Here is a 20689-nt window from a genome sequence, read left to right as displayed (position 1 = left end):
TTTGAAACTCTTGTTTGTTCGAGGTGATTGTGTGGTAGAAGTTAGTTACAAGCAGGGTAGACAAATGGGTTGTGATTACCTTGGATAGCATAGATTCGCTCATCACGAGTACATTCCCATTTATTTACGGGAAATTGCTTGTTCCATGCCATCATCAGGTTCGTTTGCTGCTTAGATAGTTTAAAACCGTATTCTTGGCTCATATAAAGATAAGTTCGCGCGATAGATCCTTTTGCTCGGTCCGGTGGCATAACTTTGCGCTGTTTGAAGTTGACCTGCATTTCACACTGACCATAGCTCACGCCATCCATTCCATTCCACTGACTGAAATTGTAATTGGATCGATCACCGTTAACCTCGCCAATGGCAGGTGTCAGGTTATGAAGATCGGCTTCCATCGATTTGAATATCTTGTCATTTCGAGTGCAGTTCTTACGTCCGCCGTCTTGCCAGCATTGACGCTGGTGGCCGAACTGCCAAGCTGGGACCACATGTTCCCACTCAATTCTACTCGCTCGCTTTTGTTGTTTTCTGACTTGATAACCACAACCATCAAGGTCGGGAATACCTTTCTTTTTGTCTTTCCAAGTAATGTCACAGCCACAATAAAATGAGGTCGGGTGGTCGAGATAAATCTTCACTGCTTCTTTTTTTGCTTTGGAAAATGAGCTCGGTGGTGCCGCGAAAACACTTTGGGTTACCAGTAGGCCAAATACTATCGTTAAGTAAAAAGACACAGGTAGGCCAAATGCTTTGAAGGTGATTTTTTGCATAGAAAAAGACTGATAAAAGTATGATAAACATCAGTCTAGCACTCAAATGTTAGATCTCTCTATTAGATTTATTCTATTGAGTTAATCAACCCCTAACTAGCTTAGTTGAGTCCCCGTAAAAGCTAAGGTTTGCTGGCACAGTTGGCAACGGTAGGTCGATTGGTTTCGAAGTACTTTATTGTGTCGCCTTATGGATAACGGGTAAGTGGTGCACTCACATTGGTACTCAAAGGTTTTCCCTTGTACTGAGGTGATTTCAAAGCTGTGAGTGGTTTTGGCTGGTACGTTAAATACCTTTTCCATTACGTACTTCCATTCATTGCCGTGCGGTCTAACGCGTCCAAAGACTTGATGTGTGATCAGGTGTGCGACTTCATGAGGGATCACTTCGTTGATAAAGGCTTCTTCATTTTCTGTAAAAAGTATTTGGTTGAGCTTAATTTCATTCAGCTGCAAGTAGGCTTTTCCTGCTGCCTTACCTCTTAACTTGTAAGTGATGAGCGGGCATGGAAATACACGTGAGAAATGTTGGTTAGCGGTGGTTAAGCATTCCGCCAATTTCTTATTGGCTCGATGTTGTTGCGGGGTGTATGACAAGCGAGTTAACTCCAAATAAAAGGCCTCAGCATTAACGCTAAGGCCTCATAATAACACTGCTCGTCGATCTCTCTACGATTTATACGTGATGTTTCTTTTTGATGATTTCATGATAAGCATGCCATGTACCATAGCCAAGTAGCGGCATGGTGACGATCATTCCGATTCCGTAGGTTGCAAAGCCCACCAGAATACCGGTACAAATAATACTCGCCCACACGACCATTGCAGGGATGTTCGATTTCACGGCATTAAAGCTAGTGAAAATAGCGCTCATGACATCAACACGTCTCTCCATCATCAATGGAATTGAAAAGGCAGAAATACTGAATATTAGGCTTGCGATAACAAAACCAATCACAGAACCCGTGATTAAAAAGGGAGCAAATTCGGTCAATGGCGCGCCTTGTACTGAAGGGTAGAGTGCGTGCAATAACGCAGCGATACGCATCCAGAATATCATCGCGACCATTAATACAATCGCAAAGGCCCATTGATGGGTAGAATTACGCGTGATGGCTTTCATCGAGTGCAATAGACTAGCGTTGTGCCCTTTTTCTCTTTCCCAAGCAGCGTCATACAAGCCCAGAGCAAGAAATGGCCCTATCAACATGTACACGATCAAACTTGGCATCACGACCAAGTGCGTTCCTTGCCACTGGACAAGTTGAACAATGGCGATTGCCGCAGCCATAAAGCACAGCCCGTAAAACGCGCTGATTAATGGCATTCTCACTAAGTCATGCAGAGCAAGCGACAACCAATGAAAGGGTGCAGAAATACTGATTTGGTTGCAAGGAATGGTGCGAGCATAATCCTGATCGCTGACCTTGTGTTTTTTATCGTTCAGTTCGGATGGGTGCGCGGTACGAGGCATAGATCCCCCTAGTTAAATAACGTCCTAGTTATAATTCCATAGAGCTCAATATTGTGGCTTAAATGAGCATTATGGGATTGAGCTAAAGTGCTCGTTATCGTCCTAGTTATTGTTCTAGCGTTCACTTAACTATTGATATTAGGCTTAACTGCATTGGGGTTAAATGTGAGCTTGATCTGCTAGGAGTTACCTTAACTATTGTCATTAGTACTAGAAAACACAAATTATCAATGGCTTTTTATACTAAGTGGTTAACGGTAAAGAAGGCAGGTAGAGCGAGTTACGCAGAGTAAGGGTTAGATAAGTACATAAAAATAAAGCCCTTACTAACAAGTAAGGGCTTTAAAGAAACAAATCGCAGTGGCTAAATTATTTTAGACCGGCGAAGTCGGCAAGGATTGCTGCTTTGTCAGTCGCTTCCCAAGGGAACTCTTCACGACCGAAGTGGCCGTATGCAGCTGTCTGCTTGTAGATAGGTTGAAGAAGGTTCAGCATTTCTTGAAGACCGTATGGACGTAGGTCGAAGTTTTGACGAACCGCTTCAATAATGATTTCGTGAGCGACTTTCTCAGTACCAAACGTTTCAACCATGATAGATGTTGGATCTGCAACACCGATAGCGTAAGACAGTTGAATCTCACAACGATCAGCCATACCAGCAGCAACGATGTTTTTCGCAACGTAACGCGCTGCGTAAGCTGCAGAACGGTCAACTTTCGATGGATCTTTACCAGAGAATGCACCGCCACCGTGGCGAGCTGCGCCGCCGTAGGTATCAACAATGATCTTACGACCTGTTAAACCACAGTCACCCATTGGGCCACCGATTACGAAACGGCCTGTTGGGTTGATGAAGAAGTTAGTGTCTTTGTTGATCCATTCAGCAGGAAGTACTGGCTTGATGATCTCTTCCATTACCGCTTCACGTAGATCCGGAGTTGTTACTGAATCACAGTGTTGAGTAGAAAGAACAACAGCATCAATACCAACAATCTTACCTTGGTCGTACTGGAATGTTACTTGAGATTTCGCATCTGGGCGAAGGAAGTCAAGTTTGCCGCTCTTACGTACTTCAGCTTGCTTCTTAACAAGAAGATGAGAGTAAGTAATTGGAGCTGGCATTAGGATTGGTGTTTCGTTAGTCGCGTAACCAAACATGATGCCTTGGTCGCCAGCGCCTTGCTCTTTAGGGTCTGCTTTATCGACACCTTGGTTAATGTCTGGAGACTGCTTACCAATTGTGTTTAGAACGGCACAAGAGTCAGCGTCAAAGCCCATATCAGAATGAACGTAACCAATTTCACGTACTGTTTCACGAGTGATTTCTTCGATATCAACCCATGCAGACGTTGTTACTTCACCGCCAACCATAACCATGCCGGTTTTTACGTAAGTCTCACAAGCAACACGTGCTTTTGGATCTTGTTCCAAGATGGCATCAAGAACAGCATCAGAGATTTGGTCTGCAATTTTATCTGGATGGCCTTCTGAAACAGATTCAGAAGTGAATAGGTGCTTAGCCATGAGAGCTCCACTTTTAGTTTTTAGTTGCAATTAGTTTTTAGTTGCAAACAGTTAAATGCAAATAATTTTAGGCATCGCAAGCTAGCAAGCGCTGCCATTAAATACAGTATATTTTGTAGGTGTTTCTACATCTAGACGGCTATTCTAAATTCCAGCGGTCGAATTACAAGCTCTTTTTTATGATATGTCATAACTAAACGTTTGCGTATCGGTCGGGATAAGCCATTGCCAAGCGATGTAAATGTTCGAAAATTGCGAAAAATGACTGTTAAAATGCCAGTAAAACGTTTGCAGTCGCTAAAGTCGTTTGAGAGAATACCCGCGCTAATAAGAATGAAAATTTTAGCATTAATCTCTTTTTTAAATCGCTTATGTACTCAGGAGCAGACATGCCTTCTCGTAAAGATCTAGCCAATGCAATTCGCGCACTTAGCATGGATGGCGTTCAACAAGCAAATTCAGGCCACCCTGGCGCACCTATGGGTATGGCTGACATCGCTGAAGTTCTTTGGCGTGGTCACTTGAACCACAACCCAGAAAACCCAGAGTGGGCTGACCGCGACCGTTTTATCTTGTCTAACGGGCATGGTTCAATGTTGATTTACTCTCTGCTTCATCTGGCAGGTTACGAGCTCTCAATTGAAGACCTTAAGAACTTCCGTCAGCTGCACTCTAAGACGCCTGGTCACCCTGAGTACGGTTACGCTCCTGGTATCGAAACAACGACAGGCCCTCTAGGTCAAGGCATCACTAATGCTGTTGGTATGGCAATGGCTGAGAAAGCACTGGCTGCACAGTTCAACAAAGAAGGCCACGACATCGTAGACCACTACACTTATGCATTCATGGGTGATGGTTGTCTGATGGAAGGTATCTCTCACGAAGCATGTTCTCTAGCGGGTACGCTAGGCCTTGGTAAGTTGGTTGCTTTCTGGGATGACAACGGCATCTCTATTGATGGCGAAGTTGAAGGTTGGTTCTCTGACGATACACCTAAGCGTTTTGAAGCTTACGGTTGGCATGTAATCCCTGCTGTTGATGGTCACGATGCTGACGCTATCAATGCTGCAATTGAAGCGGCTAAAGCAGATCCTCGTCCAACACTTATCTGTACTAAAACTATCATCGGTTTTGGTTCTCCAAACAAAGCGGGTACGCACGACTGTCACGGTGCTCCACTAGGTGCAGATGAAATCACAGCAACTAAAGCAGCGCTTGGTTGGGAACACGGTCCTTTCGAAATCCCAGCAGATATCGCAGCTGAGTGGAATGCGAAAGAAGCAGGCGCAGCGAAAGAAGCAGCGTGGAATGCTAAGTTTGACGCATACGCAGCGGCTTACCCAGAGCTAGCAGCAGAATTCAAACGTCGTACTAACGGCGAACTTCCAGCTGAGTGGGAAGAGAAAGCAAATGCAATCATTGCTGATCTTCAAGCTAACCCTGCAAACATCGCTTCACGTAAAGCATCCCAAAACGCACTAGAAGCGTTCGGTGCTATGCTACCAGAATTCATGGGCGGCTCTGCTGACCTTGCGCCTTCTAACCTTACTATGTGGTCTGGTTCTAAGTCTCTTGAAGCAAATGACTTCTCAGGTAACTACATCCACTACGGTGTACGTGAATTCGGTATGACGGCTATCATGAACGGTATCGCTCTGCACGGTGGTTTCGTACCCTACGGCGCAACGTTCCTAATGTTCATGGAATACGCGCGTAACGCAATGCGTATGGCTGCTCTGATGAAAGTTCAGAACATCCAAGTTTACACGCACGATTCTATCGGTCTTGGCGAAGATGGCCCGACTCACCAACCGGTTGAGCAGATCGCTTCTCTACGTCTGACTCCAAATATGAGCACATGGCGTCCATGTGACCAAGTTGAATCAGCAGTTGCTTGGAAACTGGCTATTGAGCGTAAAGATGGTCCTTCATCTTTAATCTTCTCTCGTCAGAACCTTGCACAACAAGATCGTAACGCAGAGCAAGTAGCTAATATCGCTAAGGGTGGTTACATCCTGAAAGATTGTGCTGGTAAGCCAGAGCTAATCATCATTGCTACAGGTTCTGAAGTTGAGCTTGCTGTTGAAGCAGCAGCACAACTAACAGCTGAAGGTAAAGCAGTACGCGTAGTCTCTATGCCTGCAACTGACGCATTCGATAAGCAAGACGCTGAATACCGCGAATCTGTACTTCCATCTGACGTAACTGCACGTATCGCTGTAGAAGCTGGCATCGCTGACTTCTGGTACAAGTACGTTGGTTTCGGTGGCAAGATCATCGGTATGACAACGTTCGGCGAATCTGCACCAGCGGGTGAGCTATTCAAGATGTTCGGTTTCACTACTGAAAATGTAGTAAACACAGCGAAAGAGCTTCTTGCTTAATCATTGACTGATGGCCTTGTGCTAACAGTTAAATGAAGGAAAAAACCGAGCGCTGAGCTCGGTTTTTTGTATCTGGGATTTGTTTTCTCCTAGACTCATCTTTATAAGTAGCAGATCAACCTGTCCTAAGTAGACTGAGGTATTCAAGTAATGCCTTTTGGGTAGGATTCAGTTATCATCTGTTGCACGAAATTTTGGTTAGATGTACGGAACTATGCTAAAAGTCGCGATAAATGGATTTGGACGAATAGGGCGTAATGTATTGCGCGCTGTCTATGAAAGTGGCAAAAGCCAACAAATCAAAGTGGTAGCTGTCAATGAGCTTGCTCAGCCTGACGCTATGGCTCACTTATTACAATACGACACCAGTCACGGTCGCTTTGGTAAGAAGATCTCCAACGATCAAGAGCACATCTATATCCACCATGGTATTGGTGCAGAAGATAAAGGCGAGTTTGATACTATTCGTATCTTACATCTTGCTGATATTGAACTGCTGCCTTGGCGTGACCTTGAGGTCGATATTGTTCTCGATTGTACTGGCGTCTACGGTTGTAGAGATGATGGCCTAGCGCACATCGCTGCAGGGGCTAAAAAAGTTCTATTTTCACATCCTGGTGCGAATGACCTTGATAACACCATTATCTACGGTGTGAATCACGACACTATCACAGCTGACCATCGAATTGTTTCCAACGGTTCATGCACGACTAACTGTATTGTCCCTATCATCAAGGTACTTGATGACGCTTTTGGTATTGAGTCTGGGACCATCACGACTATTCACTCTTCAATGAATGATCAACAAGTGATCGATGCATATCATAGCGACCTTCGCCGTACTCGAGCTGCAAGCCAATCCATCATTCCTGTTGATACCAAATTGCACAAAGGTATTGAAAGGATCTTCCCGAAATTTTCTAACAAGTTCGAAGCGATATCTGTGCGTGTGCCTACGGTAAACGTAACTGCGATGGATTTAAGTGTCACAATTAATACAAATGTGAAAGTTAATGACGTAAATCAAACCATTGTTAATGCGTCCCAGTGTACATTACACAATATAGTTGACTATACTGAAGCGCCGCTCGTTTCCATCGACTTTAATCACGATCCCCATAGCGCAATTGTTGATGGTTCACAAACGCGAGTGAGCAACGGCCACCTAGTGAAAATGCTGGTGTGGTGTGACAATGAATGGGGCTTTGCGAACCGAATGCTGGATACGGTTCTTGCAATGCAAGCTTCTGAAGGCAAGAAGTAAGACCTAGAAGCAAATGTGCGGATTATTTATTTTTTAGCTTGAAATAAATACAAAGTATCCACATATTATGAGTAGTTAAAGAATTACCAGTTGAATAATTTATAGGCTTAGCAGGGTTGCTGAGTTTCCAAAACTTTATATTTATTTAAATTTGAGAGGACAAAACATGTCTGTGATCAAGATGACTGACCTGGAACTTGCAGGTAAACGCGTATTTATTCGTGCTGACCTAAACGTACCAGTAAAAGACGGTAAAGTAACTTCAGATGCACGTATCCTTGCATCTCTACCAACTATCAAACTTTGCCTAGAAGCTGGCGCAAAAGTTATGGTTACTTCTCACCTTGGTCGTCCTACTGAAGGCGAATACAACGAAGAGTTCTCTCTAGCACCTGTAGTTAACTACCTAAACGACGCACTAGACTGCGAAGTTAAGCTAGCGAAAGATTACGTTAACGGCCTAGAGCTAAACGCTGGTGAACTAGTTGTTCTTGAAAACGTTCGCTTTAACAAAGGCGAGAAGAAAAACGAAGAAGCACTTTCTAAGCAGTACGCTGCACTATGTGACATCTTTGTAATGGATGCATTCGGTACAGCTCACCGTGCACAAGCTTCTACTCACGGTGTTGGTACTTATGCACCTGTAGCATGTGCTGGTCCTCTTCTAGCTGCTGAACTTGAAGCTCTTGGCAAAGCAATGGACAACCCGGCTCGTCCACTAGTTGCTATCGTTGGTGGTTCTAAAGTTTCTACTAAACTAACGGTTCTAGAGTCTCTTTCTAAAATTGCTGACCAACTTGTTGTTGGTGGTGGTATCGCGAATACGTTCATCGCTGCTGAAGGCCACAACGTAGGTAAGTCTCTATACGAAGCAGACCTAGTTGAGACAGCTAAGAAGCTAATGAAAGAGTGTGCTATTCCAGTAGCAACTGACGTTGCATGTGCTAAAGCTTTCGATGAAAACGCTGAAGCTGAAATCAAGCACGTTTCTGAAGTTCAAGACGACGACATGATTTTCGACCTTGGTCCAGATTCAACGGCTGCTCTTGCTGAAATCATCGGCAATGCAAAAACTATCCTTTGGAACGGCCCTGTAGGCGTATTCGAATTTAAGAACTTCGAAGCGGGTACTGCTGGTATCTCTAAAGCAATCGCTGAATCTGCAGGTTTCTCTGTAGCCGGTGGTGGTGACACGCTAGCAGCTATCGACAAGTTCGGTATCAAAGCTGACGTTTCTTACATCTCTACTGGTGGTGGCGCTTTCCTTGAGTTCGTTGAAGGTAAAGTACTTCCTGCAGTAGCAATGCTTGAAGAGCGTGCTAAAGCATAATTGATTCAGAAAGGCGAGATGTGAATCTCGCCTTTTAACGTTTGCGGCATATCACACTTTTTTGCTAGAATGGCACAAGTTGTGAGCAAACGATTGCAAGTTTTTGAACTTAAGTTTTTTAATCTTAAAACGATAGAATAAATAGGACTATTTCCATGTCTAAGATCTTCGATTTTGTAAAACCTGGTGTGATTTCTGGCGATGACGTACAGAAAGTATTTGAAGTAGCAAAAGAAAACAAATTTGCTCTTCCTGCTGTAAACGTTGTTGGTACTGACTCTGTAAACGCAGTACTAGAAGCAGCTGCTAAAGTTAAAGCTCCAGTAGTTGTTCAGTTCTCTAACGGTGGCGCTGCATTCTTCGCAGGTAAAGGCGTTAAACTTGAAGGTCAAGGCGCACAAGTTCTTGGCGCTGTAGCTGGTGCAAAATATGTACACGCTGTAGCTGAAGCTTACGGTGTTCCAGTTATCCTGCACACTGACCACGCTGCTAAGAAACTTCTTCCATGGATCGACGGTCTACTAGACGCTGGTGAAGAGTTCTTCGCACAAACTGGTAAGCCTCTATTCTCTTCTCACATGCTAGACCTTTCTGAAGAGTCTCTAGAAGAGAACATCGAAACATGTGCTAAGTACCTAGAGCGCATGGCTAAAATGAACATGACAATCGAGATCGAACTTGGTTGTACTGGTGGTGAAGAAGACGGCGTTGATAACTCTGATATGGACGCATCTGAGCTTTACACTTCTCCAGAAGACGTAGCATACGCATACGAGAAACTAATGGCTGTTAGCCCACGTTTCACTATCGCTGCTTCTTTCGGTAACGTACACGGTGTTTACCAAGCTGGTAACGTTGTACTTACTCCAACTATCCTACGTGACTCTCAAGCATACTGTGCAGAGAAGTTCGGTATTGCACCTAACGCTCTAAACTTCGTATTCCACGGTGGTTCTGGTTCTTCTGAAGCAGAAATCCAAGAGTCTATCGGCTACGGTGTTATCAAAATGAACATCGATACTGATACACAGTGGGCAACTTGGGATGGTATCCGTCAGTACTCTGCTGACAACTTCGACTTCCTACAAGGTCAAATTGGTAACCCAACTGGCGAAGCTGCTCCAAACAAGAAGTACTACGATCCACGCGTATGGCTACGTGCTGGTCAAGCTTCAATGGTTGCTCGTCTAGAGAAAGCATTTGCTGACCTTAACGCTGTAGACGTACTATAATTCTTTGAATTAAGTACTCTTTAAGTTTTTAAAACCCGCTCATAGAGCGGGTTTTTTTATGTCTGATAAAAACTTGTATTAAATATGTGAAAAACCTAGCCTACGGTGAATAAATTTCGTAGTCTTTTAGTTATCGGTATTTGTGTTTATTAGTAAGTTTTATTAATTCAAAAGCTTACATAAATATGACTTTGCAATCTGTCAAAGATAGGATATCGTGCCGAAAAACTGAACTTGGTTCAGTTTATAAAAAGGACTTGGCTTTAATTTACTTTTAACACAATGACTTAACAGAGGTTAATCTTTTTCGTTATCGTAGAGTAAGTTTGGCTTAAGGCAGTTTAGCCCATAGCATATTATATAGAGGATGCACATTATGGCTGATAGTTCGACAGCAATTGAAACCCCACTTGTGGACGGCTTGTCTCACGCTGAGCAGTGGTTAACAAATAATTCAGACCTATTTATCCAATATGGCGTAAATATCATTTCTGCACTGATAATTTTATTTATCGGTAACATCATCGTTAAAGCAATAGCGAATAGCGTGTCCAAGGTTCTTGAGAAGAAGAAAATGGACCGAGCTGTTGTGGAGTTTATCCACGGTTTAGTTCGTTACTTGTTGTTTGTTATTGTTCTTATTGCTGCACTTGGTCGTCTAGGTGTTCAAACTGCATCTGTGGTCGCTGTTATTGGTGCTGCTGGTTTAGCGGTAGGTCTTGCACTACAAGGTTCGCTATCTAATTTTGCTGCCGGTGTACTTATTGTTGCATTCCGTCCATTCAAGTCAGGTGACTATGTAGAGATTGGTGGTGTAGCAGGTTCGGTTGATTCTATTCAAATCTTCCAAACAATCCTAACAACGCCAGACAACAAAATGGTTGTAGTACCTAACGGCAGTGTTATCGGTAGTCCAATCACAAACTACTCTCGTCATGCGACGCGACGTATTGATCTAATGATTGGTGTTTCTTACAACGCTGATCTTCAGAAGACAAAAGCGCTACTGACTAAGATCTGTGAATCTGATGAGCGTGTACTAAAAGAACCTGGCGTTCAAGTTGGTGTTCATACACTTGCTGATTCTTCAGTTAATTTCGTAGTTCGTCCATGGGTTAGCACGGCTGACTACTGGAGTGTTTATTTCGACCTGATGCAAGCAATCAAAGAAGGCTTGGATAATGAAGGCATCGAAATTCCATTCCCGCAAATGGATGTACACATGAATAAAGTAGAAGCTTAATCTCTAGTTCGTTTTTATAGCGATAAGCTTTTATAAAGAAAGGCGGATAACTTAAGTTATCCGCCTTTTTTGTGGGCTACGTTTTGTTTTGAAATCAGGTTACACGTATTGTTCAACTAGTCCGTTGGCAAGTACAAACGCAATAGCAAACATCATAGCCGCTACTGCGATATCGATGCCTTTCTTAACATTCGGTTTAGATAGCGTTGGGCCTAATTTTGCAGCGCCTAGTGACAATGAGTAAAACCACACGAATGAAGCCAAGATCGTCCCCATAGCAAACGCAATTCTGTCATTACCTTCAAATTGCCCACCGATTGAACCTAGAATCACTACGGTATCCAAGTAGAGGTGCGGGTTTAACACGGTCACCGCTAACGCACCTAAAACAACGGTACGCTTGCCACGAGCCAGTATCTCACCCTTTGATTCATTACTTGTACGTGTTCTAAATGCACTACGTAGTGATAACAACCCATAGACCGTTAGAAAGGTAATACCACCCAAAGTGACAGAGGTTAACAACAATTCATTTTGCGAAAGGATCGCTCCTCCGCCAAAAATACCCAATGAGATAAATAAGGTATCGAGCAGGCTACAAATTGTCGCTGTCGTTAAATGATGATTGCGCTTTATCCCTTGATTTAGGACGTACGCATTTTGAGCGCCAATAGGGATGATCATGCTCGCCCCTAGACCAAAACCTTGTAATAAAACCCAAAAATTCATTTTAACCTCCACTTATTTAACGATATTTATGTGCTATATGGCGAAGATACTCTGACCCTTTGAATAAGTATAATTAATGATTTTAATCTATTATTAGAGTTGCTAATGTAAAGGATGATTAGGTTAAAAAGGAAGCAAGTTGATGCGTGGGTTGGACTATAAGTGGATAGAAGCACTCGATGCTGTGGTAAAACAACGCAGTTTCGAAAGGGCCGCTGAGCAGTTATATATTTCTCAATCAGCGGTGTCACAGCGTATCAAGCAGCTCGAAAAGTGGATAGCACAGCCGGCTTTAGTGAGAGAAAATCCACCAAGGCCGACACCGGCAGGTAAAAAGCTTTTGGGTTTATATCGTCGAGTTCGCTTACTAGAGCATGAGCTTGTACCTGAGCTAATGAATGAAGAGGGTTCTCAACCATTATCGATCTCTATCGCAACCAACGCTGATAGCTTAGCAACTTGGTTGTTACCAGCATTATCGGATGTAATGACGTCGCGTCAGGTTGAATTGAATCTTGCGATTCATGGTGAATCGAGAACCATTGAGAAGATTAAAAGCGGTGAGGTTGCAGGGGCGATCAGTTTAGAGTCCCAAGCGATTCCGGGCTGCAGTGCAGACTATCTGGGTAGGATGGATTATGTGTGTGTATCTAGTCCGGATTTCCATGAACGCTATTTTTCTGAGGGTGTAAATTACGTAACGCTCAGTAAAGCTCCGGCTGTTTCTTATGATCAATACGATGATCTACATAAGAAGTTTTTGCATGATCATTTTAATGTGCCGAGAGACAGTGTGATAAACCATACGGTTGGCAGTTCAGAAGCATTTGTTCGCTTGGCGTTGTCGGGTGTCGCTTACTGCTTGATCCCTCGATTGCAAATTATTGAGGAGTTGGAATCTGGTGCTTTGATTGATATTACTCCCGGCTTCTTGTTGTCTTATCGAATCTATTGGCACCATTGGCAACTAGAGAGCGGGGTATTAAAAGAGATATCTCAAGCGATATTAAGCTATACCCACAATCACTTACCTCAGTAAGCTGTTGGTTTTTGCAGCGTCAAAGTTGTGTTAGAAGTCCTGCCGTGGGATTGGTTATGTGACAAATTGCTCTATGATAAAAGAACATTTGTTCAGCATAGGTCTACCTAATGAAGTTTGTACCAAAGATGTTAGCAACGTCTCTTACTCTTACTGCTGCGTTGAGTACTGTGAGTTTTCCATCATTGGCTAACTCACCATCTTTTCCGCATATCTCAACGACGGGCTACGGTGAAGTGATCGCAACACCAGATATGGCGACATTTTCCGTGAGAGTCGTAGAATCGACGATGACTGCTGAACAGGCTAAAAATACCGTTGATAAAGTGGTGACTGGTTTTCTTAACAAGCTGCATCAAGCTGGTGTAGATGAGGCGAGTGTGCACAGCTCGAACCTCTATTTATCGCCTCAGTACCATTACCCTAAAGATGGTAAGCCTGAATTGGTGGGCTATAGAGCTTCACGTAATGTGACAGTTCAAGTGAATGAGTTAGCAAATCTCAATGAGTATATGGATATTGCTATTGGGCAGGGCATTAACCAGATCGATAACATCCAGCTTCAAGTTCGTGACCAAGCTAAGTATCAAGAGCAAGCGCGTTTAGAAGCAATCAAAGATGCAAGATCAAAAGCCAAATCATTAGCGAGCGGTTTTGAACGAGAGTTAGGTGATGTTTGGCGCGTAGATTACAACGCACAATCTTCTCAGCCTGTATTGATGCGTTCAATGGCGATGGATGCAAGAACCGAGTCGAATTCTTATGAAGATTCGACGATCACCATTCGTGACCGAGTGAATGTGATCTACCAACTAGAAGAGTAGTGAGCGTACTTCAAAGAGTCGTTAGATCATCATGATCTATTTACCTACGGTAGACTAAATACTAAAAAGGCTCTCATTGTGAGAGCCTTTTTGTTGTTACTTAAGATCTAATTCGATGATTAGTGAAGTAAACGAGCGCGGATTGTGCCTTCAATTTCTTTCAACTTAAGTAGTGCTTCTTCTGAACGGTTTGCTTCTACATCAATAACCACATAACCCATATCTGCTGCAGTCTGTAAGTACTGACCTGCGATGTTAATCCCTTCTTCAGCGAAGATGGTATTAATTTGAGTTAGGATTCCTGGGCGGTTTTCGTGAATGTGAAGTAGGCGAGAAGTACCTGTATGCAGTGGCAATGATACCTCTGGGAAGTTAACGCTTGATAGTGTTGAACCGTTATCTGAGTATTTAGCTAACTTACCTGCAACTTCTACACCGATATTCTCTTGTGCTTCTTGTGTTGAACCACCTACATGAGGAGTAAGAATCACGTTATCGAATTGCATCAATGGCGACTCAAATGGGTCGGCATTGGTTTTTGGTTCTGTTGGGAATACATCAATTGCTGCACCTGAAAGGTGACCAGAATCTAGAGCGCCACACAGAGCCGGAATATCGACTACAGTACCGCGTGCTGCATTGATAAAGATAGAGCCAGGCTTCATGCGCTCGAACTCTTCTTTACCCATCATGTTCTTCGTTTCATTGGTTTCAGGTACGTGTAAAGAGATCACGTCACACTTATTCAGCAATTCAGTCATGGTATGGACTTGAGTTGCGTTACCTAGAGATAGTTTGTTTTCAATATCGTAAAAGTAAACGTGCATGCCAAGGTTTTCCGCAATAATCCCCAGCTGAGTACCAATGTGGCCGTAACCAATAATACCGAGACGCTTACCACGAGCTTCGTTTGAGTTATCGGCACTCTTTTTCCAAATGCCGCGGTGAGCAAGTGCGTTCTTTTCAGGAATACCACGTAATAGTAGTAGAACCTGGCCAAGAACCAGCTCAGCCACGCTTCGAGTGTTTGAGAACGGTGCATTGAAAACAGGAATACCGCGTTTTGCTGCCGCTTGAAGATTGACTTGGTTAGTACCAATACAGAAACAACCAACTGCAACTAGCTTTTCAGCGGCATCAATCACTTCTTGGGAGATGTTTGTGCGAGAACGGATACCAATGAAATGAGCATCTTTAACTGCTTCAAGAAGTTCATCTTCAGGTAGCGAGCCTTTATGGTACTCAATATTTGTGTAACCAGCGGCTTGCAGTACTTCTACAGAAGAAGGGTGAAGACCTTCCAGAAGTAGAATTTTAATCTTTTCTTTTTCCAGTGAAACTTTGGCCATTGTTCTCGTCCTTAAAATGGAAAGGTTGGGCAAATGCGGCGCACGTGCTACAAAATGGCTGAAAGGGGAACAAATTCACCACTTTGTCAGGAGACAAACGTTTTCCCTGTGCGTCTTCTGAACAATAAAGTAACAAAAAAAAAATGTTTTGGGTAAGAAAATTACGGAATAAGACATAATTTTACAGACAGAAAGCAAAAAAAACGGCGCCCTTGGGCACCGTATGTAATGAAGTAACAGAAAAACTCAATTTTCTATTATTTATTCTTCGATTTTTGCACCTTCAGGTGTGCCAGTGATTACCACATCAGCACCACGGTGAGCAAAAAGACCAACCGTCACCACACCTGCGATACCATTGATGATATCTTCCAGTTGTTTTGGATTTTCGATGGCCATGCCGTAAACATCTAAGATCACATTGCCGTTATCGGTTGTGCAGCCTTCGCGGTAAACTGGGTCACCACCAAGTTTTACTAGTTCACGTGCAACGTATGAACGTGCCATCGGGATAACTTCAACAGGCAGTGGGAATTTACCCAATACATCAACGGCTTTAGTACCGTCAACAATACAAATAAACTTATCAGAGATCGCTGCTACGATTTTTTCACGGGTCAGTGCAGCGCCGCCGCCTTTGATCATGTCACGTGAACCGTTAATCTCATCTGCGCCGTCGACATAGATGTCTAGTTTGAACACGTCGTTGCACTCAAAAACTTTGATTTCTAGTGCTTCTAATTTTTCAGTAGAGGCTACAGAGCTTGAAACCGCACCTTTGATTTTGTCTTTCATTGTGCCAAGTGCGTCGATGAAGTGATTTACTGTAGAGCCAGTACCTACGCCGACAATGCTGCCTTCTTCAACATATTGAAGTGCTGCCCAGCCAGCTGCTTTTTTCATTTCATCTTGAGTCATGCCATTCTCCTGAATAAGGTCTTGCGCTTTGAATTAATCGTTCGCGTATTGAAGTTAACGTTTATATATCGAGGTTAACGTTTGCGGCGCGATTATAGCGCTTTAATGGTTGTTTTCCCATTGCCAAGTTTTACTCGGAGTCACGATTTTAGGTAACGGAATGTCCCATTCTTCAATCGGTAGGGTATCAACATGCTGGCAATCATGAGCTAAACCAATGGGAGTTGCGCCTTCCCCTGTCTCGAACCACTTCGCCAAGGTGCGATCGTAATATCCGCCGCCCATACCTAGGCGATGGCCATGGGAGTCAAAGCCGACAAGGGGCGTAAGAATAAGGTCTAGTTGTTGGCACGGCTTAACGAGCAATTTATTGAGCTGAGGTTCGACAATACCGTATTTATTCAACACAGTGGGTGTGGTTGGCGAGTAGTGCAGGAACAGAATATGTCCGGCAGAGAAGGGGTGTAATACTGGTAAATAAGTTTGCTTACCTTGCGCCCATAACCATTCGACTAAAGGCTGAGTATCGAGTTCGCCATCAATGGAGATATAGAGGGCAATATGTTGAGCTGACTGAATCTCATTGAGTTGAGAACATTGCTTTACTAAGTCGATACCGGATTGAGTTTGTTGTTCGCCAGATAAGGCATTGCGTTTGATACGGATCTGTTTGCGAAATTCGCTGCGTGTGAGCGTCTTCATAAGAAGGGATACCCCAAAGTGCCGTTGAGAATAGATGGCCCTTGAACCAGCGAGTTCAAGGCGGATCAGCAATGATTACCGTAGGCTTCTCGGTCAGGCCGAGCATGCTCAATAGCACTCAAGTACTAACCCTTAGGGATTGCTTATCGGCTCGGGGACGTGAATCCTCTGACAAACACTCCAGGGTAAATTTTGTGTACGCTATTGCTGTCCGTGCTTAACTTTACTGAGAACATCTGAAAGTGATGTCGTGAGCTGTTCCATTCGCTCGGTCAGTGCGTTTTGTTCGTCATTTGCTTCAAACTTCTTCGTTTGTAATTCGTAGCAAATATTCAGAGCTGCAATCGTTAGCAGCTTCACTTCATTGGTTACCTTAGTACGTTCAGCCATCTCTTTCAATCGATTATCAAGATCGGCCGCCGCTGCAATCAATGACTCTTCTTGCCCTGGGGGACAATTCACTCGAGTCAGTTTTCCTAATATTTCAACGTCTACCGCTTGATTACTCATGATGGATGAACTCTTTAACGCGCTATTTTTAAGGCTGCTGCTCTTTATCATTTTTTTTAAAAGAAAAAGTGCAAGTACCGATGAGGAAGCAATCTCCTCTGAGGGAGAAACTATAGGTAAACCGCTATTAAGATTCAAGCTTTTCAGAGTGACTGTTTGTAAATGAGAGCTTGAGCACACAGTAATTCAGCAAATTGAACAATTGGTAGTCAGTCATCCTTCAATTGCTCAGGATCGATGCTTACCAGAATTGGGGTGAAGTGGTACGATTAAACTATCGATATAAAGAATAACTGAGCGAGCTATCTGATGAGCGAAACTACTTTACCTGACTACCTAACGGTTGCGACTGAACTTCAATCGGCAAGTCTAGCCGTAACCCCTGCTGAGATGCATGGTTTATTAACGGGTATGTTGAGCGGAGGCTTAAACCTAACAGATAAAAGCTGGCAACCACTTATCTTTGATTACACCAACGAAGGTATGGGATGGCCAGATCGTGCTTTGACATTAGCGGAAGCGACACTAAAAGTAACGACCAGTGAAATCACAGGTTCAGGTATGGAACTATCTATGTTGCTGCCTGATGAAGATGCAAGTGCAAGCTTGTTTGATTTGGCGGATGGCGTTTCTGACTGGATTAACCACTTTATTTCTGGTTTAGGTCTGGTTGGCGCTCAATTAAACAAAGCGTCTGACGGTACTAAAGAAGCATTAGCTGATCTTGAAGAGATGGCAAAGCTCGGTATCGACGAAGAAGATGATCTAGAAGAGCAAGCACAGTTGCTAGAGCATGTTATTGAGCACGTAAAAGCGTGTGCATTGACAATTCATGCTGAATTCGGTGCTCGCCCATCTGAAGATGTGGCTCCAACCATTCATTAATCCGTTTGTCGGTTTGAGGTTATGATGGCTCAGTATGATGTTGTAATTGCTGGTGGTGCAATGGCAGGGGCTACGTTAGCTCTTGCTCTGAACCAATTAAGTCAAGGTTCCTTGTCGATTGCGGTAGTGGAGCCTTATCAGGTTAACCATCAAGCTCATCCAGGGTTTGATTCTCGTTCGATTGCTTTGTCTTATGGCACGGTACAGATCCTCGATTCTTTGCACTTGTGGCAAGCTATTGCTCCGGTTGCGACTCCGATTAAAGATATTCACGTATCGGATCGAAGTCATGCCGGAATGACAGATATCTACAGTGAAGAGCTTGCGGTAGATGCACTTGGCTATGTGGTTGAATTGGCGGATGTGGGGCGAATCTATCAGCAAAAGCTTGAATCAGAAGCCACAATTACGATGCTTTGCCCTGAGTCTGTCAGTAACGTGGTACGTGATGAAGCACTAACTACCATTGAACTGACAAGTGGAAAGACAGTCACAACCAAATTATTGGTTGCTGCTGATGGTGCTATCTCAACCTGTTGCCAGCAACTGAATATACCATTGAGTGAACATGACTTTGAGCAAGTCGCTGTGATTGCTAATATTGTGGCGAGTGAACCCCATCAAGGTCGAGCATTTGAGCGTTTTACTCATCATGGGCCCGTCGCTCTATTACCGATGAATGACAACCGTTTGTCGCTGGTTTGGTGTTTGTCACCGGAACAAGCACATCAAGTTATGGCTTTAAACGATGACGAATTTCTTGAGCAGTTGCAGAATGACTTTGGTTGGCGACTTGGCCGATTAAAGAAGGTAGGCAAGCGTGCTAACTACCCATTGATTCTTCGCCACCGCCAACAAAATATTTCTCATCGATTCGCGATTATAGGTAATGCAGCTCAAACTCTTCACCCGATTGCCGGGCAAGGTTTTAACCTCGGTATTCGTGACGTCGCTTCATTAGCTGAAGAGCTGTGTTCTCAATTGGATGACGTGGGTCGTTATACCGGTCTTGTTAACTTTAGAAAGCGTAGAGAACAAGACAGAGATACCACGATAACGCTGACATCAAGCCTAGTCCACCTGTTTTCAAACGATTTTTTGACTGCTCGTATTGGGCGAAATCTTGGGTTAGCTGTCATCGATAACCTCCCACCTCTTAAAGGTCCACTTTTGCGTCATACGCTTGGCCTAGTAGAAAGATAAGGTAGAAAAATAATGATGCAAAGTGTTGATATCGCCATTGTTGGCGGTGGCATGGTTGGTTTAGCACTCGCTGCAGCACTGAAAGACAGTGACTTAAGAATTGCTGTTATTGAAGGCAAGGCACCTAGCGAAGGGCTTAGTGAATTACCTGATGTTCGAGTTTCGGCTCTGAGTCGTTCGAGCGAATTGATTCTTCGTAATTTAAGCGCATGGCAAGGCATTGAACAAAGGCGCGCTGCACCTTACCAAGCGATGGAAGTATGGGAACAAGACAGCTTTGCTCGCATTGAGTTTGATTCAACGCGCTTGGCTCAGCCTAATCTTGGCCACATTGTTGAAAACCGTGTGATCCAATTAGCTTTGCTTGAGCAGGTTAAGAAGCAAGACAACGTTAGCCTATACATGCCTGCAATCTGCAAAACGATGGCGATTGGTGAAAGCGAAGCATGGTTAACATTAGATAATGGACAAGCACTGACAGCCAAGTTGGTCGTTGGAGCGGACGGTGCAAATTCTTGGGTTCGTAAGCAGCAAGACATCCCTCTGACACATTGGGATTACGGCCACAGTGCGATTGTCGCGAATATCAAGACCACAGAGCCGCATCACAGCGTTGCTCGTCAGATATTCACACCACAAGGGCCTTTGGCATTCCTACCAATGCAGCCAAGCCATATGAGCTCGATTGTTTGGTCAACGGATCCTAATCGTGCAGAGAAGCTTGTATCAATGTCAGATACTGATTTTAACAAGCAACTGACTGCTGAATTTGACTCAAAACTTGGCTTATGCGAAGTGGTTGGTGATCGTTTTGCCTTCCCTCTGCGCATGCGTTATGCACGTGACTTTGCTGTAGATCGTGTTGCTTTGGTGGGTGATGCTGCTCATACGATTCACCCGTTAGCAGGGCAAGGCGTGAACCTTGGCCTATTAGACGCAGCAAGCTTAGCGCAAGAGCTATTAACGTTATGGGGTGCTGGTGAGGATATTGGTACCAAGCGCAATCTTCGTGGTTATGAGCGCTGGAGAAAAGCAGAGGCGGCGAAAATGATTGCTTCAATGCAGGGCTTTAAAGATCTGTTTGAAGGCGATAATCCAGCCAAGAAGTTGATTCGTGGCATCGGTATGAAGCTAGCGGGTCAACTGCCTGGCGCGAAAGATGAAATCATGAAGCGGGCACTTGGCTTATCAGGTAATCTTCCTGATTTAGCCAAACGTCCCGTATCGCAACGATAGTCGCGCACGACGAGTCATTGTTGATAGCAAATAGAAGATTTTAGTCATTGCATCACAAACACGAAAAAAG

General features: G+C 43.9%; 19 protein-coding genes and 1 other RNA gene. 10 read left to right on the top strand and 10 right to left on the bottom strand.

Annotated features, from left to right (window positions below; genetic code table 11):
* Window positions 1–41 precede the first annotated feature (41 nt).
* The 4 genes from L8S15_RS05630 to metK all read right to left on the bottom strand — a co-directional run bounded on the left by L8S15_RS05630 (window position 42) and on the right by metK (window position 3771).
* Window positions 42–773, bottom strand: coding sequence for an endonuclease (locus L8S15_RS05630; RefSeq protein ID WP_010435675.1), 732 nt, complete (start codon window positions 771–773; stop codon window positions 42–44).
* A gap of 96 nt (window positions 774–869) precedes the next feature.
* Entirely contained in the window at window positions 870–1370 is a 501-nt protein-coding gene (locus L8S15_RS05625) for a SprT family zinc-dependent metalloprotease (protein WP_010435678.1), read from the bottom strand.
* A 79-nt stretch (window positions 1371–1449) separates the two neighbouring features.
* Window positions 1450–2247, bottom strand: coding sequence for a DUF2189 domain-containing protein (locus L8S15_RS05620; RefSeq protein WP_010435681.1), 798 nt, complete (start codon window positions 2245–2247; stop codon window positions 1450–1452).
* Between the two features lie 369 nt (window positions 2248–2616).
* Window positions 2617–3771 carry a methionine adenosyltransferase gene (metK, locus tag L8S15_RS05615; protein WP_010435682.1) on the bottom strand — a complete coding sequence of 385 codons (1155 nt, stop codon included), beginning with the start codon at window positions 3769–3771 and terminating at the stop codon, window positions 2617–2619.
* A gap of 389 nt (window positions 3772–4160) precedes the next feature.
* On the opposite strand from metK, the gene tkt reads away from it, so the two are divergent.
* From tkt to mscS, 5 genes are all read left to right on the top strand, one after another.
* Window positions 4161–6155: a transketolase gene (tkt, locus tag L8S15_RS05610; RefSeq protein WP_280572065.1), complete on the top strand. Its 1995-nt coding sequence runs from the start codon at window positions 4161–4163 to the stop codon at window positions 6153–6155.
* 214 nt (window positions 6156–6369) lie between these two features.
* Complete coding sequence (gene epd / locus L8S15_RS05605; protein ID WP_010435688.1) at window positions 6370–7419, top strand: erythrose-4-phosphate dehydrogenase; 1050 nt, start codon at window positions 6370–6372, stop codon at window positions 7417–7419.
* 166 nt (window positions 7420–7585) lie between these two features.
* Window positions 7586–8749: a phosphoglycerate kinase gene (locus L8S15_RS05600; RefSeq protein WP_010435691.1), complete on the top strand. Its 1164-nt coding sequence runs from the start codon at window positions 7586–7588 to the stop codon at window positions 8747–8749.
* A gap of 155 nt (window positions 8750–8904) precedes the next feature.
* Complete coding sequence (fbaA, locus tag L8S15_RS05595; RefSeq protein ID WP_010435694.1) at window positions 8905–9981, top strand: class II fructose-bisphosphate aldolase; 1077 nt, start codon at window positions 8905–8907, stop codon at window positions 9979–9981.
* A 376-nt stretch (window positions 9982–10357) separates the two neighbouring features.
* Window positions 10358–11224: a small-conductance mechanosensitive channel MscS gene (gene mscS, locus L8S15_RS05590; RefSeq protein ID WP_010435697.1), complete on the top strand. Its 867-nt coding sequence runs from the start codon at window positions 10358–10360 to the stop codon at window positions 11222–11224.
* A 99-nt stretch (window positions 11225–11323) separates the two neighbouring features.
* Here the strand turns inward: mscS and L8S15_RS05585 are convergent, their stop codons facing one another.
* Entirely contained in the window at window positions 11324–11953 is a 630-nt protein-coding gene (locus L8S15_RS05585) for a LysE/ArgO family amino acid transporter (protein ID WP_016768180.1), read from the bottom strand.
* 142 nt (window positions 11954–12095) lie between these two features.
* On the opposite strand from L8S15_RS05585, the gene L8S15_RS05580 reads away from it, so the two are divergent.
* Entirely contained in the window at window positions 12096–12992 is an 897-nt protein-coding gene (locus L8S15_RS05580; RefSeq protein WP_010435702.1) for a LysR family transcriptional regulator ArgP, read from the top strand.
* 110 nt (window positions 12993–13102) lie between these two features.
* Window positions 13103–13816 carry an oxidative stress defense protein gene (locus L8S15_RS05575; RefSeq protein ID WP_016798247.1) on the top strand — a complete coding sequence of 238 codons (714 nt, stop codon included), beginning with the start codon at window positions 13103–13105 and terminating at the stop codon, window positions 13814–13816.
* Between the two features lie 119 nt (window positions 13817–13935).
* On the opposite strand, the gene serA is transcribed toward L8S15_RS05575, so the two are convergent.
* The 5 genes from serA to zapA all read right to left on the bottom strand — a co-directional run bounded on the left by serA (window position 13936) and on the right by zapA (window position 17295).
* The gene (gene serA, locus L8S15_RS05570; RefSeq protein ID WP_280572064.1) at window positions 13936–15165 is read right to left on the bottom strand and encodes a phosphoglycerate dehydrogenase; all 1230 of its coding nucleotides are present in this window, start codon (window positions 15163–15165) and stop codon (window positions 13936–13938) included.
* Window positions 15166–15426: 261 nt separating this feature from the next.
* On the bottom strand, window positions 15427–16083 hold the full coding sequence (gene rpiA, locus L8S15_RS05565) for a ribose-5-phosphate isomerase RpiA (protein ID WP_009847664.1): 657 nt from the start codon (window positions 16081–16083) through the stop codon (window positions 15427–15429).
* Window positions 16084–16185: 102 nt separating this feature from the next.
* Window positions 16186–16785 (bottom strand): 5-formyltetrahydrofolate cyclo-ligase, encoded by a 600-nt coding sequence (locus tag L8S15_RS05560; protein ID WP_171386965.1) that lies wholly within the window; start codon window positions 16783–16785, stop codon window positions 16186–16188.
* A 6-nt stretch (window positions 16786–16791) separates the two neighbouring features.
* Window positions 16792–16975, bottom strand: a non-coding RNA gene (gene ssrS / locus L8S15_RS05555) — 6S RNA.
* An 11-nt stretch (window positions 16976–16986) separates the two neighbouring features.
* On the bottom strand, window positions 16987–17295 hold the full coding sequence (gene zapA, locus L8S15_RS05550; protein WP_004735366.1) for a cell division protein ZapA: 309 nt from the start codon (window positions 17293–17295) through the stop codon (window positions 16987–16989).
* 309 nt (window positions 17296–17604) lie between these two features.
* On the opposite strand from zapA, the gene L8S15_RS05545 reads away from it, so the two are divergent.
* The 3 genes from L8S15_RS05545 to L8S15_RS05535 are packed head-to-tail and all read left to right on the top strand — an operon-like array spanning window position 17605 to window position 20619.
* Window positions 17605–18180, top strand: coding sequence for a YecA family protein (locus L8S15_RS05545; RefSeq protein WP_010435718.1), 576 nt, complete (start codon window positions 17605–17607; stop codon window positions 18178–18180).
* 24 nt (window positions 18181–18204) lie between these two features.
* On the top strand, window positions 18205–19383 hold the full coding sequence (ubiH, locus tag L8S15_RS05540) for a 2-octaprenyl-6-methoxyphenyl hydroxylase (protein ID WP_010435721.1): 1179 nt from the start codon (window positions 18205–18207) through the stop codon (window positions 19381–19383).
* Window positions 19384–19395: 12 nt separating this feature from the next.
* Window positions 19396–20619 (top strand): FAD-dependent 2-octaprenylphenol hydroxylase, encoded by a 1224-nt coding sequence (locus L8S15_RS05535; RefSeq protein ID WP_280572063.1) that lies wholly within the window; start codon window positions 19396–19398, stop codon window positions 20617–20619.
* Window positions 20620–20689 lie beyond the last annotated feature (70 nt).

The organism is Vibrio sp. S/42/10, from assembly GCF_029890535.1.
Classification (GTDB): domain Bacteria; phylum Pseudomonadota; class Gammaproteobacteria; order Enterobacterales; family Vibrionaceae; genus Vibrio; species Vibrio cyclitrophicus.
The sequence above is the reverse complement of the archived record's forward strand: the minus strand, read 5'-3'. Positions and strand labels throughout refer to the sequence as shown.

What these genes read in the sequence shown, in the direction of transcription:
- L8S15_RS05630 (WP_010435675.1), bottom strand. Translation starts at nt 773, where the DNA reads ATGCAAAAAATCACCTTCAAAGCATTTGGCCTACCTGTGTCTTTTTAC.
- L8S15_RS05620 (WP_010435681.1), bottom strand. Translation starts at nt 2,247, where the DNA reads ATGCCTCGTACCGCGCACCCATCCGAACTGAACGATAAAAAACACAAG.
- metK (WP_010435682.1), bottom strand. Translation starts at nt 3,771, where the DNA reads ATGGCTAAGCACCTATTCACTTCTGAATCTGTTTCAGAAGGCCATCCA.
- tkt (WP_280572065.1), top strand. Translation starts at nt 4,161, where the DNA reads ATGCCTTCTCGTAAAGATCTAGCCAATGCAATTCGCGCACTTAGCATG.
- epd (WP_010435688.1), top strand. Translation starts at nt 6,370, where the DNA reads ATGCTAAAAGTCGCGATAAATGGATTTGGACGAATAGGGCGTAATGTA.
- L8S15_RS05600 (WP_010435691.1), top strand. Translation starts at nt 7,586, where the DNA reads ATGTCTGTGATCAAGATGACTGACCTGGAACTTGCAGGTAAACGCGTA.
- fbaA (WP_010435694.1), top strand. Translation starts at nt 8,905, where the DNA reads ATGTCTAAGATCTTCGATTTTGTAAAACCTGGTGTGATTTCTGGCGAT.
- mscS (WP_010435697.1), top strand. Translation starts at nt 10,358, where the DNA reads ATGGCTGATAGTTCGACAGCAATTGAAACCCCACTTGTGGACGGCTTG.
- L8S15_RS05585 (WP_016768180.1), bottom strand. Translation starts at nt 11,953, where the DNA reads ATGAATTTTTGGGTTTTATTACAAGGTTTTGGTCTAGGGGCGAGCATG.
- L8S15_RS05580 (WP_010435702.1), top strand. Translation starts at nt 12,096, where the DNA reads ATGCGTGGGTTGGACTATAAGTGGATAGAAGCACTCGATGCTGTGGTA.
- L8S15_RS05575 (WP_016798247.1), top strand. Translation starts at nt 13,103, where the DNA reads ATGAAGTTTGTACCAAAGATGTTAGCAACGTCTCTTACTCTTACTGCT.
- serA (WP_280572064.1), bottom strand. Translation starts at nt 15,165, where the DNA reads ATGGCCAAAGTTTCACTGGAAAAAGAAAAGATTAAAATTCTACTTCTG.
- rpiA (WP_009847664.1), bottom strand. Translation starts at nt 16,083, where the DNA reads ATGACTCAAGATGAAATGAAAAAAGCAGCTGGCTGGGCAGCACTTCAA.
- L8S15_RS05560 (WP_171386965.1), bottom strand. Translation starts at nt 16,785, where the DNA reads ATGAAGACGCTCACACGCAGCGAATTTCGCAAACAGATCCGTATCAAA.
- zapA (WP_004735366.1), bottom strand. Translation starts at nt 17,295, where the DNA reads ATGAGTAATCAAGCGGTAGACGTTGAAATATTAGGAAAACTGACTCGA.
- L8S15_RS05545 (WP_010435718.1), top strand. Translation starts at nt 17,605, where the DNA reads ATGAGCGAAACTACTTTACCTGACTACCTAACGGTTGCGACTGAACTT.
- ubiH (WP_010435721.1), top strand. Translation starts at nt 18,205, where the DNA reads ATGGCTCAGTATGATGTTGTAATTGCTGGTGGTGCAATGGCAGGGGCT.
- L8S15_RS05535 (WP_280572063.1), top strand. Translation starts at nt 19,396, where the DNA reads ATGATGCAAAGTGTTGATATCGCCATTGTTGGCGGTGGCATGGTTGGT.